This is a genomic window from Streptomyces sp. NPDC057099, from assembly GCF_042671245.1.
Classification (GTDB): domain Bacteria; phylum Actinomycetota; class Actinomycetes; order Streptomycetales; family Streptomycetaceae; genus Streptomyces; species Streptomyces purpurascens.
The window spans coordinates 1-15870 of the sequence record NZ_JBHUTX010000017.1 but is presented as its reverse complement, the minus strand read 5'-3'; the positions used below and the strand labels follow the sequence as shown (position 1 = coordinate 15870).

15 protein-coding genes are annotated in these 15870 nt (G+C 73.3%); 3 read left to right on the top strand and 12 right to left on the bottom strand.

Going from position 1 to position 15870, the window contains the following annotated elements; translation table 11 throughout:
• Window positions 1-29: 29 nt before the first annotated feature.
• On the bottom strand, window positions 30-986 hold the full coding sequence (locus ACFT4A_RS21895; RefSeq protein ID WP_382832557.1) for an LLM class F420-dependent oxidoreductase: 957 nt from the start codon (window positions 984-986) through the stop codon (window positions 30-32).
• 104 nt (window positions 987-1090) lie between these two features.
• Between ACFT4A_RS21895 and ACFT4A_RS21890 the strand changes: the two genes are divergently transcribed.
• Window positions 1091-2737 (top strand): PucR family transcriptional regulator, encoded by a 1647-nt coding sequence (locus tag ACFT4A_RS21890; protein ID WP_382832555.1) that lies wholly within the window; start codon window positions 1091-1093, stop codon window positions 2735-2737.
• Window positions 2738-2758: 21 nt separating this feature from the next.
• Here the strand turns inward: ACFT4A_RS21890 and ACFT4A_RS21885 are convergent, their stop codons facing one another.
• From ACFT4A_RS21885 to ACFT4A_RS21865, 5 genes are all read right to left on the bottom strand, one after another.
• Window positions 2759-3904: a glycosyltransferase family 4 protein gene (locus tag ACFT4A_RS21885; protein WP_382832553.1), complete on the bottom strand. Its 1146-nt coding sequence runs from the start codon at window positions 3902-3904 to the stop codon at window positions 2759-2761.
• Between the two features lie 261 nt (window positions 3905-4165).
• A complete protein-coding gene (gene recN, locus ACFT4A_RS21880; protein WP_382832551.1) occupies window positions 4166-5884 on the bottom strand; it encodes a DNA repair protein RecN in 1719 nt (572 codons plus the stop codon).
• A gap of 93 nt (window positions 5885-5977) precedes the next feature.
• Entirely contained in the window at window positions 5978-6883 is a 906-nt protein-coding gene (locus ACFT4A_RS21875) for an NAD kinase (RefSeq protein ID WP_215122364.1), read from the bottom strand.
• The gene (locus ACFT4A_RS21870) at window positions 6880-7695 is read right to left on the bottom strand and encodes a TlyA family RNA methyltransferase (RefSeq protein WP_382832550.1); all 816 of its coding nucleotides are present in this window, start codon (window positions 7693-7695) and stop codon (window positions 6880-6882) included. The genes ACFT4A_RS21875 and ACFT4A_RS21870 overlap by 4 nt, the downstream gene beginning before the upstream one ends.
• 7 nt (window positions 7696-7702) lie before the next feature.
• On the bottom strand, window positions 7703-7987 hold the full coding sequence (locus ACFT4A_RS21865) for a hypothetical protein (RefSeq protein WP_382832549.1): 285 nt from the start codon (window positions 7985-7987) through the stop codon (window positions 7703-7705).
• A 42-nt stretch (window positions 7988-8029) separates the two neighbouring features.
• Here ACFT4A_RS21865 and ACFT4A_RS21860 point away from each other — a divergent pair, with 42 nt between their 5' ends.
• Window positions 8030-8377 carry a sterol-binding protein gene (locus ACFT4A_RS21860; RefSeq protein ID WP_382832547.1) on the top strand — a complete coding sequence of 116 codons (348 nt, stop codon included), beginning with the start codon at window positions 8030-8032 and terminating at the stop codon, window positions 8375-8377.
• On the opposite strand, the gene ACFT4A_RS21855 is transcribed toward ACFT4A_RS21860, so the two are convergent.
• The 4 genes from ACFT4A_RS21855 to ACFT4A_RS21840 form a co-directional block, all read right to left on the bottom strand.
• Entirely contained in the window at window positions 8361-9221 is an 861-nt protein-coding gene (locus tag ACFT4A_RS21855; RefSeq protein WP_382832545.1) for an ABC transporter ATP-binding protein, read from the bottom strand. The genes ACFT4A_RS21860 and ACFT4A_RS21855 overlap by 17 nt on opposite strands.
• The gene (locus tag ACFT4A_RS21850) at window positions 9218-10258 is read right to left on the bottom strand and encodes a FecCD family ABC transporter permease (RefSeq protein WP_382832543.1); all 1041 of its coding nucleotides are present in this window, start codon (window positions 10256-10258) and stop codon (window positions 9218-9220) included. Before ACFT4A_RS21850 ends, ACFT4A_RS21855 begins: the two co-directional genes overlap by 4 nt.
• Window positions 10255-11298 (bottom strand): FecCD family ABC transporter permease, encoded by a 1044-nt coding sequence (locus ACFT4A_RS21845; RefSeq protein ID WP_382832541.1) that lies wholly within the window; start codon window positions 11296-11298, stop codon window positions 10255-10257. Before ACFT4A_RS21845 ends, ACFT4A_RS21850 begins: the two co-directional genes overlap by 4 nt.
• A gap of 113 nt (window positions 11299-11411) precedes the next feature.
• Complete coding sequence (locus tag ACFT4A_RS21840; protein WP_382832540.1) at window positions 11412-12443, bottom strand: HAD hydrolase-like protein; 1032 nt, start codon at window positions 12441-12443, stop codon at window positions 11412-11414.
• 73 nt (window positions 12444-12516) lie between these two features.
• Here ACFT4A_RS21840 and ACFT4A_RS21835 point away from each other — a divergent pair, with 73 nt between their 5' ends.
• The gene (locus tag ACFT4A_RS21835) at window positions 12517-13809 is read left to right on the top strand and encodes a DUF1015 family protein (RefSeq protein WP_382832538.1); all 1293 of its coding nucleotides are present in this window, start codon (window positions 12517-12519) and stop codon (window positions 13807-13809) included.
• A gap of 52 nt (window positions 13810-13861) precedes the next feature.
• Here the strand turns inward: ACFT4A_RS21835 and ACFT4A_RS21830 are convergent, their stop codons facing one another.
• Window positions 13862-14608, bottom strand: coding sequence for a hypothetical protein (locus ACFT4A_RS21830; RefSeq protein WP_382832738.1), 747 nt, complete (start codon window positions 14606-14608; stop codon window positions 13862-13864).
• Complete coding sequence (locus ACFT4A_RS21825) at window positions 14500-15708, bottom strand: hypothetical protein (protein ID WP_382832749.1); 1209 nt, start codon at window positions 15706-15708, stop codon at window positions 14500-14502. The genes ACFT4A_RS21830 and ACFT4A_RS21825 overlap by 109 nt, the downstream gene beginning before the upstream one ends.
• Window positions 15709-15870: the final 162 nt, after the last annotated feature.

Genomic DNA, 15870 nt, shown 5'->3' with positions numbered 1-15870 from the left:
CCGCCTCGTGTGACGGGCGGCGCGCCGCGTCATGCCGGCCTGAGCGCAGTGAGCGTGCGCTCCCCCGCCGGGTCGCCCGCCGTGGCCGGGACCAGGGCGATCTCGTCGAGGCCGGCCTCGGCGTAGGCCTCGATACGGGCGCGGACGGTTCCGGCGTCGCCGACGAGGGCGACCGTGCCCGCGGCCTCGGGCGGCAGGGCCCGCAGCAGGGTGTCCCGGTCGGCGCCCTTGGCGGCCAGTTCGACGACCTCGGCGAATCCCGCCTCGACGAACATGTCGCTGTAGCCCGGCACGGCGAGATAGCCGACGACGCTGCGCAGGACCTGCGTGAGCGTCTCAGGCTCCGGGTCCACGGCGGCGGGCAGCCAGGCGGCCAGCCGGGGCGGCGTACGGCCCGCGCGCTCGGCGGCGGCGAGCATGCGCGCCCGCAGGACGCGGACCTGCTCCGGCGAGACGACATCGAGCAGCATCCGGTCGGCGTACCCGACGGCGGTCTCGATCGCGCGCTCGCCGAACGCCGCGACGGTGACCTCGCCCCCGGGCGGCGGCAGCCGGCGCGGGAAGCCGCTGCCGGGCACGATCGGCTCGCCCGGCACGCTGTCCCACAGTCCGCGCACGGTCGCCGCCGACTCCTCGAGGGCAGCCGCCGGCCGGGTCCGCGGCCGGCCGTGGACGCCCTCGACGACCCGCTTGCTGGACGTGCCGAGGGCCACACCGACGGGCCGGCCGGTGACGGCCGCGGTGGAGGCGGCACCCCGGACGATGGTGAGCGGGTCGCGCACCGACACCGGCACGGGCCCGGCCGTCAGCACGGCCTGCTCGGTGGCCGCGCCGATCGCCGCCGCCAGCACGAACGAGTCCCACGTGGGTCCCTCGCCCGCCCACACCTCCCGGTACCCGAGCCGGTCGGCGAGCACCGCGACCCGCAACGGCTCCTCGACCGGACTGTCGTCCTCCCGGCCCACCGCCACCACGCTGAATTCCATGCCCGCGCAAGTACCCGGGCGATCACGCCGCAATCCGGGGCGTGATCGGCCCCGTGCCCCGCCGGAGATGTCCGTCAGGCACCCGCGCGGGTAGCGTCCGGCACATGGACAGCGGGACGGACAGTGGTCACGACACGCAGGGCGCCGGGATCACCGTGCAGCGGGCGCTGGAGCTGCCGGGGCTGCGCAGCGGGCTGCCCGAGGTGCTGGCGGGCGCCGACCGGCTCGGGCGGTCCGTGCGCTGGGTGCACGCCGGTGAGGTGCCGCACATCGCCTCGCTGCTCAAGGGCGGCGAACTGCTGCTGACCACGGGCTACGGCCTCGGCACCCGTCCGGCCGAACAGCGGGCGTTCGTGCGCACGCTGGCCGAGCGCGGTATCGCGGCCCTGGTGGTGGAGCTCGGTCCGCGCTTCTCACGGCTGCCCGCCGCCTTGGTCGACACGGCCCGCTCGGCCGGGCTGCCGCTGGTCCAGCTGCACCGCGAGGTGCCGTTCGTCACGGTCACGGAGGAGGTCCACACCGAGATCGTCAACGGCCACTACGCGCTGCTCCAGCGGGCCGAGGAGGTGCACCGGCGGTGTACCGAGGCCGTGCTGGGCGGCGGCGGTGTGCCCCAGGTGCTGGGCATTCTGGCGGACTTCGGCGGCAATCCCGTCTTCCTGGAGACGGCGGACGGGCAGTTGCTGTACGCCGCCGGGGCCGGTCCCGAGGGCGCGGACCCGCTCCAGGTGTGGGAGGGGCTGCGCGGCCAGCACAAGGACGAGCCGCCGCTTCCGGGCTCGGTCCTGGTGGACGTACCGGGCGGCGGGCCCGGCAGCGGTGGCGTCCGCGCGCGTCTCGTCCTGCTGCCCGTGCGGACCCCTCTGGCGCCCGTGCACCGGATGGCGGCAGAGCGGGCCGCGGGCATCCTGGCCGTGGTGCTGATGCAGGCACGGCAGGAGGAGGAACTGGCGGCGCGCGGACGCGGCGACTTCCTCACGGACCTCGCCGAGGGCCGGGTCACGGCGGAGGACGCCCCGGCGCAGGCGCGCGTACTGGGCTTCAGACCGGGCGAGGGCCCGCTGCTGCCGGTGGTCATGCGGCTCCTCGGGGACGCCCTGTCCCCCGGGGGAGGCTGGGCCGTGCTGGCCCGGGCGGTCGCCGAGGAGCTGGCGTCGGTGGGCGTGCCGGTGCTGCTCGGGGTGCGGCCGGTGGAGGGCCGGGTGCCGGTGCTGCTCGGGCTGCGTGCGGAGTCGGAACGGGCGACGGTCGCGGACCGGGTCGCGGCGGCGCTGCGGGCCGGGGTGGAGCGGGCCGGGATGCTGCGGCCGGGCGGGCAGCCGCCGGTGGTGGTCGTGGGGGTGGCCGGCGGCTGGACGGCGGCGGCGTCGGGCCTGCGACACGCGGCGGAGACGGCGACCGCCGCCCAGGGCCTGCCGGACCGGCCCTGGTACGACGCCCGCCGGCTGGACATCGACCTGCTGCTGTGGCGACTGCGCGACCATCCCGATCTGGCCGCCTTCGTCGACCGGGCCCTCGGCCCGCTCCTGGAGCACGACCGCCGCTCCCGGCCGCCGCTGCTGCCCACCCTGGCGACGTACCTCGCCCACGCGGGACGCAAGGCGGAGACCGCCCGGGAGCTCCACCTCAACCGGCAGACCCTCTACAACCGCCTGGCACGCATCGGGGAGTTGCTGGGAACGGACCTCGACGACCCGCAGACGGTACTGGCCCTGAGCCTGGCACTGCGGGCCCGCCGGCACGTCTCCTAGATCCTCAGGTGAGGTGGTTCCTCAGGTGAGGGGCCGGGGCTGGGTCAACTCGTCGTACACGCTGAGCACTTGGGCGACGGTCTCGTCCTCGCTCGGCCAGGTGGCGGCCTGCCGGGCGCCCTTCTCCCGCAGCGACTCCCGGCGCTCCGGGTCGCCGAGCAGGCGCACGACGGAGTCGGCGAGCGCCTCCGCGTTGCCGTGCGGGACGACTTCGGCCGCGTCGCCGACGAGTTCGGGGATGCCGCCGACGTCGGTCGCGACGAGCGGCACGCGCGCGTGGAGGGCCTCCTGGGCGAGGACCGAGCGTGCCTCCTCCCACCGGCTCGGCAGCAGGGCGAGGTCGGCGGCGGCGAGCAGGTCGGTGATGTCGTCGCGCCGCCCGATGAGCCGGACGGGCAGCCCCTCGCCCTCGATCCGCTCCTGGAGCTCGCCGCGCAGCGGCCCTTCCCCGGCGATCACGACCAAGGGGACGGGGTCGAGCCGGCGCCACGCGCGCGCGGCGTCCAGCAGCACGTCGTACCCACGATGCCGCTCCAGGGAGCCGACAGCCATCAGCAACGGCCGCCCGATGGCGCCGAGTTCGGCCCGCACCTTGGGGCGCAGCCCGTCGGGATCGTCGGGCTCCACGGGCCTGCGGGGGCCGGGCAGCGCGACGGCCGCGAGCCGCGCGTCCCGGGCGCCCGTCCACCGCGCCCGGTCCACGAGCGACGACGTCGTCCCCAGCACGACGCTGGCCGCCTTCGCGACCCGCCGCTCCAGCACCCGCAGCAGATGGGCACGCGCACCGTCGACGTGCGCCCGGTCGTGCCACGTCACGACCAGCGGGGTACCCACGCGCCGCCCGCTGAGCGCGAGGACCGCACGGAACGAGGCGTGCAGCCCGTGCGCGTGCACCAGATCGGCGTTGGCACAGGCCGCCCGCAGGGCCGCCACCGACACCGGGTCACTGCTGCGCGGCACGTGCACATGATCGGCCCCGACACCGCTGAAGTCATAGGCGCGATCCGCCTCATAGGGGGCGCACACCGTGACTTTCACGCCCCTCGCGACGAGCCCCGCGGCCAGTGAACGCACATGCGCACTGCTGGCGGCATTGCCTCCGCCGAGCACCTGCACGGTGCGCAGCGGCGACTGGCCAGGCGGTGAGTGGCTGCTCACGGGGGTCACGTGGGGCCGGGCTCCTGGTTCGGGTCGGGCGGTCACGACGAACGTACAGAACGAACGAGCGCGGGGAACGCACCGCGCGGTTTCCTACGCGTACTCCGCCAAGGATGCCAGGACATAGGGGGGTTCCGGGAACGCCGGAACCCCGGCGGCGCGACAGTGGGGCGCGGCATCGGGAGGAATGCGCCGGGCCGGGTCACCCACACGAGTGAAGATGGGGCACGCCTGCCCGACCCTGCGACCGAACGCCAGTGCGCCCTCCCGCTACCTGTCCGCCCGAGCCGTCGCCAGCAGCTCCTCCGCATGCGCCCGGGCCGTCTCGGAGTCCTCCTGGCCGGCGAGCATGCGGGACAGTTCCCTGACCCGGTCCTCCCCCTCCAGCACCTTCACACCGGAACGGGTGACCGAACCGTCGTTGGTCTTCTCGACCAGCAACTGCCGGTCGGCGAAGGCCGCCACCTGCGGGAGATGGGTCACGACCACGACCTGCGCGGTCTTGGCCAGACGGGCGAGCCGCCGGCCGATCTCGACCGCCGCCTTGCCGCCGACACCGGCGTCGACCTCGTCGAAGAGATACGTCGGCACGGGATCCGTCCCCGCGAACACGACCTCCACGGCCAGCATCACGCGCGACAGCTCACCACCGGACGCCCCCTTGGCGATCGGCCGCGGCGGCGCGCCCGGGTGCGGGGCCAGCAGCAGCTCGACCTCGTCGGCACCCGCGGGCCCGTACGCGACCGCACGTCCGCCGACTTCGACGCCCTCGGGGTCCTCGGTCTGGCGGATGTCGAAGGACACGCGCGCGTGCGGCATGGCGAGCGAGGCCAGCTCGGCGGTCACGGCGGCGGCGAACCGCTCGGCGGCCTCCGTCCGCGCGTCCGTCAACGCCTGTGCGAGCCCGCCCAGTTCGGACCGCAGCGCGTCCCGCTCGGCGGTCAGCTCCCCGATCCGCTCGTCGTCGCCGTCGAGTTCGGTCAGCCGGGCGGCACTCGTCTCGGCCCAGGCCAGCACGGTCGCGATGTCCTCGCCGTACTTCCGGGTCAGCCCGGTGAGCGCGGCCCGCCGCTCCTCGACGGCCGACAGCCGCAGCGGATCGGCGTCCAGATCGTCGGCGTACCCGGCCAGGTCCCCCGCCGCGTCCCGCAGCAGGATCCCGATCTCCCCGATGCGGTCGGCGAGCGCGGCCAGCGCCGGGTCGTACGACCGTACGGCGTCCAGGGCCCGCTGGCCGCCCGCGACGAGCGTGCCGGCGTCGACGCCCTCGGGGTCCTCCGGATTGCCCGCGAGCGCCGCGTGGGCGGCCGCCGCGGCGGCGGCCAGCGCCTCGGCGTGTCCCAGCCGTTCAGCCTCCTCGGCCAGTTCCACGTCCTCACCGGCCCGGGGCTCGACGGCGGCGACCTCGTCGAGCCCGTAGCGCAGCATGTCGGCCTCCTGGGCCCGTTCCCGCGCGCGTGTGGTGATCTCGTCGAGCTCGACGGAGGCGGCCCGCAGCCGCTTGTACGCCTCGCCGTACTTGGCCAGCGGCACGGCGACGGCGTCGCCCGCGTACCGGTCGAGCGCCTGCCGCTGCCGGGACAGCTTGAGCAGCCCCTGCTGGTCGGTCTGCCCGTGCACGGCCACCAGCTCGTCGGCGAGCTCGGCGAGCACCCCCACGGGCACGCTGCGCCCGCCCAGGTGCGCTCGCGAGCGCCCCTCGGCGGAAACGGTACGGCTGATCAGCAGGGCACCGTCGTCGAGCTCGGCCCCGGCCTCCTCGGCGCGTACCGCGGCCGTGGCGTCGTCCGGGACGGTGATCCGCCCCTCCACGACCGCCTTCCCGGCCCCGATCCGCACGAGCGCCGGGTCCGCGCGCCCGCCCAGCAGCAACCCCAGGCTGGTGACCACCATGGTCTTGCCCGCACCCGTCTCACCGGTGACAGCGGTGAACCCGGGCGACAGCTCGACCACGGCATCGTCGATCACACCCAGCGACCGTATCCGCATCTCCTCCAACACGGACACGACCTTACGAGGTCCGAGCCAAGGATTGCGACTGGCCCACTCCTGTCACCCACGCGAGTGGTAGCTCTTGTTCCGCTAGTGCGGCGCCCCCCGCCACCCGCTGACAGGCAGCGCGAACTTGGCCACCAGCCGGTCCGTGAAGGACGCGTGGTGCAGCCGGGCCAGCCGAACCGGCACGGCCCCCCGCCGCACCTCCACCCGCGCACCGGCGGGCAACTCCACGGTCCGCCGCCCGTCGCACCACAGCACACCCGGCGGAATGTGTGGCAGAACCTCCACAGCCAACACAGAATCCGGCGATGTCACCAACGGCTTCGCGAACAACGCGTGCGCGCTGATCGGCACCATCAGCAGCGCCTCGACCTCCGGCCACACCACCGGCCCGCCCGCCGAGAACGCGTAGGCGGTCGACCCCGTGGGCGTCGCGCACACGATCCCGTCGCAGCCGAACCCCGTGACGGGCCGCCCGTCGATCTCGAGGACGATCTCCAGCATCCGCTCGGCGGACACCTTCTGCACGGCCGCCTCGTTCAGCGCCCAGTCCGTGTGCACGATGTCGCCGTTGCGGTGCACCACGACGTCGACGGTCATCCGCTCCTCGACCTCGTACGCCTTGGTCACCACCCGGTCGACGACCTTGTCGAGGTCGTCCCGCTCGGCCTCCGCGAGGAACCCGACCCGTCCGAGGTTGACGCCGAGCATCGGCACGCCCGACGCCCGCGCGAACTCGGCGCCGCGCAGCAGCGTGCCGTCGCCGCCCAGCACTATGAGCAGCTCGCACCCGTCGAGGCACTGCGGAGTGGCTTCCTTGACCAGCTCCACTTCCTCCGGCAACGGCAGGTCACGCGCCTCGGCCTCCAGGACGCGCACGCCGAGGCCGGAGCGCAGCAGCCCCTTCACCACGAGCTCGGCGCTGCGCACGGCGGCGGGCCGCCCCGTGTGGGCGAGCAGGAAAACAGTACGAGCTCGGTTCTCGGTCAACGCGGCCCCTCCGCCACTGCACGGTCGACATCGGCCGGGTCCAGTTCCGGTGCCCCGGCCCGCAGCCACAGAAAGTATTCGACATTCCCCGACGGCCCGGGCAGCGGACTGGCCGTCACGCCCTTCACCCCGAGCCCCAGTCCCCAGGCCTTCTCGGCCACCCCCCGTACCGCTTCGGCCCGCAGCTGGACGCTGCGCACGACTCCCCCGCTGCCGAGGCGCTCCTTGCCCACCTCGAACTGCGGCTTGACCATCATCACCAGATCGGCGTCCGGTTTCACGCACCGCACCAGGGCGGGCAGGACCAGCCCGAGCGGGATGAAGGACAGATCCCCCACGACAAGATCCACAGGCTCCCCATCGATCACTTCAAGCGTCAACTCGCGTACGTTCGTACGGTCCTTGACGGTGACGCGTTCATCGTTCTGGAGGGCCCATGCGAGTTGTCCGTATCCGACGTCCACGGCGACGACATGGGCGGCGCCCGACCTCAGCAGAACGTCGGTGAATCCGCCGGTGGACGCGCCCGCGTCGAGCGCCCTGCGCCCCTCGACGTCCAGCCCCTGCGGCACGAACGCCGCCAGCGCGCCGGCGAGCTTGTGGCCGCCCCGGGACACGTAGTCGGGATCGCCGTCGTCCTGGGCCACCACGATCGCGGCCGCCGTCTCCACCTGCGTGGCGGACTTGGTCGCGACGGTCTTGCCGACGGAGACGCGCCCTGCGGCGATCAGCTGGCCGGCATGCTCACGCGAGCGCGCGAGCTTCCGGCGGACCAGCTCCGCGTCGAGACGGCGGCGTGCGACTCCTGCCACGTTCGGTTCAGCTCCTAGGTCCGTGCTGGTGCTGCGACGGGGGCGCCGGAGGTCCCGGGCGTGCGTCGAGCGCGGTGAGCGCGTCGCGCAGCCCCCGGTGTACATCCTCGTACACCTCGATGTGTCCGTCGGTGGCGAGGTGGTCGGCGTCGCCCAGCCGGTCCAGGGACGCGTCCACGTCGGCCACGCCCGTGGGGGTGCGGGGCACGTTCAGGGGCGCGGGGGCGGCGGGGTCGTGCTCGGGCCCGTTCTCTTCCCGCACCGGCGTCGCTTCGGGAACTGCGTCGTCCATGCCCCGACGCTACCGCGAACCGCTGCGGTACCGTCGTCGGCGATGGCCACGATCGAGGAGTGCCGCAGCGCACTCGACAAGCTCTCGGACAACATGCAGCGCGCCGAAGGGGACGTCCGCGACGCCGCGTCCCTGGACCGTTCGGTGAGCTGCCACATCACGGACCTGGACGTCACCTTCGTCGGCCGCATGCGCGGCGGGCGGATCCAGGTGCACGAGACCGTGCAGGGACCGCCGCCCGCCAAGGCCGAGATCAGACTCGCCATGGCCGGCGACGACCTGGTGGCCCTGGTCGACGGCGAGCTGAGCTTCGCCAAGGCCTGGGGCTCGGGCCGGGTGAAGCTGCACGCGGGCGTGCGGGACCTGCTCCAGCTCAGGAAGCTTCTGTAGCGGCCACCTTCTCGGCCCCGGCCGCAGCCTCGGCGCGTGCCCGCCGCGCCGCCGGCACCACCAGCGGCGTCCCCGTCTCCGGGTCGTCGATGACCTGGCAGCGCAGCCCGAAGACCTCCTCGACCAGCTCGGCCGTGACGATGTCCCTCGGCGCGCCCTCGGCGATGACCCTCCCCTCGCGCAGGGCGATGAGGTGCGTGGCGTAGCGGGCGGCGTGGTTCAGGTCGTGCAGCACGGCGACGAGCGTGCGCCCCTGCTCCTCGTGCAGCTCCGCGCACAGGTCCAGTACGTCGATCTGATGCTGGATGTCCAGGTACGTCGTCGGCTCGTCGAGCAGCAGCAGCGGGGTCTGCTGGGCGAGCGCCATGGCGATCCACACGCGCTGGCGCTGACCGCCCGAGAGTTCGTCGACATACCGCTCGGCGAGTTCGGCGACGCCCGTCTGCCGCATGGACTCCTGGACGACGCGCTCGTCGTCGGTCGACCACTGGCGCAGGATGCCCTGGTGCGGGTAGCGGCCCCGGCCCACCAGGTCGCCGACGGTGATGCCGTCGGGCGCGATGGACGACTGGGGCAGCAGACCGAGGGTCCGGGCGACCTTCTTCGCGGGCATCGACTGGATGACCTGACCGTCGAGCAGCACCCGGCCCTCGCTGGGCTTGAGCATCCGCGACAGGGCCCGCAGGAGCGTCGACTTGCCGCATGCGTTGGGGCCGACGATCACGGTGAAGGAGTTGTCGGGTATCTCCACCGACAGCTGCTCGGCGATCACCCGCTGGTCGTAGGCGAGGGTGACGTTCTCGGCGGACAGACGGTTCACAGTGCTCCTTTGGTTCTTGCTCATATCCGGCCCGCCCTGCGTTCGGTGACCAGCAGCCACAGCAGGTAGACACCGCCGAGCACGCCGGTGACCACGCCCACGGGCAGCTGCTCGGCGCCGAACGCCCGCTGCGAGAGCCAGTCGGCGGTGACCAGCAGGGCCGCGCCCATGCACAGGGAGGGCAGCAGGTTCGGGCCGGGCGAACAGGTCAGACGCCGGGCCAGCTGCGGCGCGGTGAGCGCGACGAAGCTGACGGGACCTGCGGCGGCGGTCGCGGACGCGGTGAGCAGCACGGCCGCCACCATCAGCAGCAGCCGCACCCGCTCCACCCGGACCCCGAGGGCGTACGACACGTCGTCGCCCATCTCCATCATCCGCAGCCCGCGCGCGTTGCAGAGGGCGAGCGGCACGAGCACGGCGCACAGCCCGAGCAGCGGCCACACCTGGTCCCAGTCACGGCCGTCGAGCGATCCGGTCATCCACACGACCGCGCGGGCCGCGTCCACGATGTCGGACTTGGTGAGCAGATAGCCGTTGACCGCCGTGACGATCGCGGAGACGCCGATGCCGACCAGCACCAGCCGGTAGCCGTGCACGCCCCGCTTCCAGGCGAGCACATAGATCGCGAGCCCGGTCACCAGGCCGCCCACGAGCGCGCCCAGGGCGATCTGGTTGGCGTCGCCGGAGAACAGCACGATCATCGTGAGCGCGCCGGCCGTCGCTCCCTGTCCGAGGCCGAGTACGTCCGGACTGCCCAGCGGATTGCGGGAGATGGACTGGAACAGCGCGCCGCCGAGTCCGAGCGAGGCGCCGACCAGCAGTCCGACCAGGACCCGCGGCAGCCGCAGCTCGTTGACGATGAACTCCTGGCCCTCGTTGCCCTGGCCGAACAGCGTCCGCAGCACATCGGCGGCCGGGATCGGGAAGTCGCCGGTGCCGATGAGCACGACACTCGCCGTGAGCGCCGCGGCCAGCAGCAGGAGCACGACGACGAAGGCCCGCACGTCCAGGCGTATCGAGAGCCCGCCGGGGGACCTCACAGCACGGTTGGTGGTCTTCACAGCTGCGCCGTCCTCCGCCGTCGTACGAGATAGATGAACACCGGTCCGCCGAGGATCGCGGTCACGATGCCCACCTGGAGTTCCGCCGGCCGGGCCACGATCCGGCCGATGACATCGGCGCCGAGCAGCAGCACGGGCGACAGGATCGCCGCGTACGGCAGGATCCAGCGCAGGTCGGGCCCGGTGAAGGAACGCACCACGTGCGGCACCATCAGCCCGACGAACACGATCGGCCCGCAGGCGGCGGTCGCGGCCCCGCACAGCACGGTCGCGGCCAGCATGGACAGCGCCCGGGTCCGGTTCAGGTTGGCGCCGAGCGCCTTGGCGGTGTCGTCGCCCATGGCCATGGCGTTGAGCGGCCGGGCCAGGGCCAGCGCCAGGACCGTACCGGCCAGCAGGAACGGCAGGACCTGACTGATGGTCGAGTCGGTCGCCGCGGACAGCGAACCGACCGTCCAGAAGCGCATCTTGCCGAGCGCCGCGTCGTCCATGATCATCACGGCCTGGAGGTAGCCGTAGAGCGCGGCGCTGATCGCCGTACCGGCGAGCGCGAGCCGCACCGGTGTCGCGCCCCGGCTGCCGCCGAGGAACCAGACCAGCGCCCCTACCGCGGCCGCGCCGAAGAACGCGAACCAGACATACCCACTGAGGGAGGTGACCCCGAGAAACGTGATCGCCGTGACGACCGCGGCGGACGCCCCGGCGTTGATGCCGAGCAGTCCGGGGTCGGCGAGCGGGTTGCGCGTGAGCGCCTGCAGAACCGCGCCCGCCAGACCGAGGGCGGCCCCGGCGAGCAGCCCCAGCACGGTCCGTGACATCCGCTCGGCGACGACGACGTCGCCGTACGTCCCCGAGTCCTGGAACAGACCGTGCCAGACCTGTCCGAGGGACAGCTCTTTCGCTCCGATCGCGATACTCGCCAGCGCGACGAGCACCAGGATCGCGACGGCCGGGACCAGCCCAAAGGCTCGTACCACCCGTCGAGTCGGGGGCGCGGGGGCGGTCTCCGCGCGCTGTTCCGGGGGACTCTCGACCAACACGCAGGTTAGGTTAGCCTACCCTGCCATTCGATCACGATTCCGGATCCCGGCCGCGGTCCTCGGACCCACGCACAGCCGTAGCGTGCCCTCGCACCGCGCTTCCCAACCGGTGCTCAGAGGCCCAGCTTTGCCAGCGCCTTCCCCCCGTCCAGCTCGCACACACCCTCACCGGCGGCCGTCCACGCCACCGCACACAGCGCGCGCAGCCCGTCCAGCGCCTCGCCGTCCCCGTCGAGCTCCAGCACCTCCGCGCCGGCCCTCGCCGTCCAGCCTCCGCACCGGAATCCGCCGTCGCCCGCGGACTCGACGTCCGGCTGGCCGCTGAGCATCCCCCGCAGATCGGCGTCCACAAACGTCGGCCGATGCTGCGGCGGCGCGGCCAGCAGCTGCGCGCCGTCGGTGACCCCGGTCAGGACGAGCAACGAGTCGACGTCCCCGTTGAACGCGCCCTCGATGTCCGTGTCCAGCCGGTCCCCCACCACGAGCGGCCGCTCCGCCCCGGTCCGCAGGATGGTCTCCCGGTGCATCGGGGGCAGCGGCTTCCCCGCGACCTGCGGCTCGGCGCCCGTGGCGATCCGGACGACCTCCACCGCGGCACCGTTGCCCGGGGCGATCCCGCGCCCGCTCGGAATCGTCAGGTCGGTGTTGGAAGCGAACCACGGCACACCGCGCGCGACCGCGTAACCGGCCTCCGCGAACCGGCCCCACGGCAGGTCGGGCCCGCCGAACCCCTGCACCACCGCCGCCGGATCGTCGTCCGCCGACTCGACGGGCACGAGCCCGCGCTCGCGCAGCGCCACCCGCAGCCCTTCTCCGCCGATCACCAGCACCCGGGCGCCCTGCGGCACCTGCTCACTGATCAGCCGCGCGACCGCCTGCGCAGAGGTGATGACGTCGTCCGCGCCCGTCGGTATCCCCAGCTCGGTCAGATGCGCGGCCACGGTGTCCGGAGTCCGCAGCGCGTTGTTCGTGACGTACGCGAGCCGCATCCCGCCCGCCCGCGCCTCGGCCAGCGACTCGACGGCGTAGGCGATCGCACTCCCGCCCGCGTACACGACCCCGTCCAGATCGAGCAGCGCCGTGTCGTACGCCTCGCTCAGGGCCTGCCCACTGCCCTCGGGCCTCGTCCTGACGCTCCGGCTCATCCCGCATCGCTCCTCGTTCGACGGCTTTTCCCCCGATCATCCCCCATGCCACTGACACCCGTACGATGCCGGGATGAACACAGCAGGTCACTCGGAGGCAACGGAGCACCGAGGCCTGGAACTCACCCCGTTCCGAGGCCTTCGTTACGACCCCGACCGGGTCGGCAGCCTTGCCGCCGTGACATCTCCGCCGTACGACGTCGTGGTGCGTCCCGACGGTCTTCACCACCTCGAGTCCTCCGACCCGCACAACATCGTGCGCCTGATCCTGCCCCAGGCCGCCACGCCCAGCGCCCGCAACGAGCAGGCCGCCGAGACCCTGCACCGCTGGCTCTCCGAGGGCGTCCTGGCCGCCGATCCGGAACCCGGCCTGTACATCTACGAGCAGCGGGACGGCGACGGCATGCTGCAACGCGGCATCATCGGCGCCCTGCGCGTGTCGGACCCCGCCGAGCAAGTGGTGCTGCCGCACGAGGACGTCATGCCGCACGTCGTCGCCGACCGCGCGGCCCTGATGCGGGCCACTTCCGCGAACCTCGAGCCCCTCCTGCTGACGTACCGCGGCGACGGCCCGACGACCACCACGGCGGATCTGATCGAGCGCACCGCCGACCGGCCTCCCCTGCTCTCCACCACCACGGAGGACGGTTTCAGCCACCGCCTGTGGTCCGTGACCGAGCCCGCCGACCTGGCCGCGATCCAGACCGACCTGGCCCGTCATCAGGCCCTCATCGCCGACGGCCACCACCGCTGGGCGACCTACCGCAGGCTCCGCACGGAACACCCCTCCCCCAGCCCGTGGGACCACGGCCTGGTCCTCCTGGTCGACACGGCCCGCTACCCCCTCCGGGTCCGCGCCATCCACCGTCTCCTCCACGACCTGCCGGTCGACCGGGCCGTGGCGGCCCTGCACGGTCTGTTCCGGGTACGCCGCCTGGTGGCCCCCCTGCCCGAGGCCCTGGAGGCGCTGGCGGACGCGGCCTGCGAGGGCAACGCGTTCCTGCTGGCCGGCGACGGCTCCTTCCATCTCGTCGACCGCCCGGACCCGGATCTGCTGGCCCGTACGATCCCCGCCGACCGCCCCGCGGCCTGGCGCACCCTCGACGCGACGGTCCTGCACGCCACGCTCCTCGAGCATGTCTGGCACATCCCCGAGGACTCCCCCGCCCACATCGCCTACATCCACGACACGGCCGCCACGGTCGCCAAGGCGGAACGCGACGGCGGTACGGCCGTCCTGATGCACCCGGTCCGCGAGGAGGTCGTCCGCGACCTGGCCCGCCAGGGCGTGACGATGCCGCGCAAGTCGACGTCGTTCGGCCCGAAGCCGGCCTCGGGCCTGGTGCTGCGCACGCTGGACCTCTGAACGCAAAGAAGGGGGCGGATCCCCAGTGGGATCCGCCCCCTTCCATCGGACGTCAGTCCTTCTTCTCCTCCTCGGAGGAGTCCCCGCCGTCGCTCACGTCGTCGGTGTCGCTCTCGTCATCCGTCATGACGTCGACGAACTCCACACCGTCCAGCTCGGCGAGCCGGTCCGACGCGTCCGTGCTGCCGTCGCGGTCGGCCTCCACGGCCTTCGCGAACCACTCCCGCGCCTCGCTCTCCCGCCCGGCGGCGAGCAGCGCGTCGGCGTACGCGTACCGCAGCCGCGCGGTCCACGGCTGCACGGAGTTGGCGGCCAGCTCGGGGCTCTGCAGCGTCACGATGGCCGCGTCCAGCTGCTCCATGTCACGCCGCGCACCGGCGGCGACGAGCCGCATCTCGACCTGTCCGGCCTTGTCGAGCTTGTGCACCTCGGGGGCGCCGGCCATGTCCAGCGCCTTCTCCGGCCGCCCGAGCCCGCGCTCGCAGTCGGCCATGACGGGCCACAGATCGATGTTCCCGGTCATCCGCTTGGCGGCCCGGAACTCGGCCAGCGCCTCGTTGTACTTCTGGTTGGCGTACGCGGCGAACCCGGCGGCCTCGCGCACGGCGGCGACACGCGACGCCAGCCGCAATGCGACCCGCGAGTAGCCGTACGCGCCCTCGGGGTCCTCGTCGAGGAGCCGCGCGACCATCACCAGGTTCCTGGCGACGTCGTCCGCGAGCGTCTTCGGCAGGCTCTGCAGTTCCTGCCGTACGTCCTTGTCGATCTCTTCGCCCGTGACGTCCTCGGGGATCGGCAGCCGCTTGATCGGCTCCCTGTCCCGCTCCCGCTCCTCACGGAACCGGCCGCCGCCACGCCGGTCGTCGCGCCGGTCGTCGCGCCGGTCGTCGCGCCCACGGAAACCACCACGGTCGCCGCCCTCACGCCGGAAGCCGCGATCGCGATCGTCCCGCCGCGGTCCACGGTCGTCACGCCCACGGAAACCACCACGGTCGCCACGGTCCCCACCACGGTCGTCGCGACGGAAGCCACCACCACGCCCGCCTCGGCCGGCGTCGTCCCGACGGAAACCGCCACGCTCCCCGCGGTCGTCCCCACGGCGCTCGTCACGACGGTCGTCGCGCCTGTCGTCGCGCCTGTCGTCACGACGGTCGTCACGACGGAAGCCACCACGGTCCCGGTCGTCGCGGCGCTCGCCACGGTCGTCGCGCCGGAAGGCGGGACGGTCACCGCGGTCGTCACGCCGGAACCCGCCGCGGTCGCGGTCGTCCCTGCGCGGTCCCCGGTCCCGGTCGTCGCGCCGGCCGAAGCCGCCACCACGGTTGTCGTCACGACCACGGCTGTCGTCACGACCACGGCTGTCGTCACGACGCTCGTCACGCCGGTCATCGCGCCTGTCGTCCCGTCGGAAACCACCGCGCGGTCCACGGTCGTCTCCACGACGGACCTCGCCCCGGCGGTCGTCGCGCCGCCCGTAGCCACCGCCACGGTTGTCGTCACGACCACGGTTGTCGTCACGCCGGTCATCACGACGGTCGTCACGACGGAAGCCACCACGGTCCCGGTCGTCGCGGCGCTCGCCACGGTCGTCGCGCCGGAAGGCGGGACGGTCACCGCGGTCGTCGCGCCGGAACCCGCCGCGGTCGCGGTCGTCCCCGCGCGGTCCCCGGTCCCGGTCGTCGCGCCGGCCGTAGCCGCCACCACGGTTGTCGTCACGACCACGGCTGTCGTCACGACGCTCGTCACGCCGGAAGCCACCGCGCTCACCGCGGTCGGCACGATCGCCTCGGTCGCCTCGGTCGCCTTCACGACGCCCGAAGCCACCACGGTCGTTGTCGCGACGGTTGGTGTCGCGGCGGAAGCCCCCACGGTCTCCACGGTCCCCGCGCTGACCGCCACGGTCGCTCCGGTCCCCCTCCCGTCGCCGCTGGTCGCGCTCCGGTCGGTCGTCGGGAGAGTTGGTGGACATGGTGACTCCTGTCTTCGGTACCGCAAGTCATTCTCGCGCAGCCGGCTACCCGGTGCGCACCGCAAAAACAAAAAAGGACCCCTGGTCCCAGC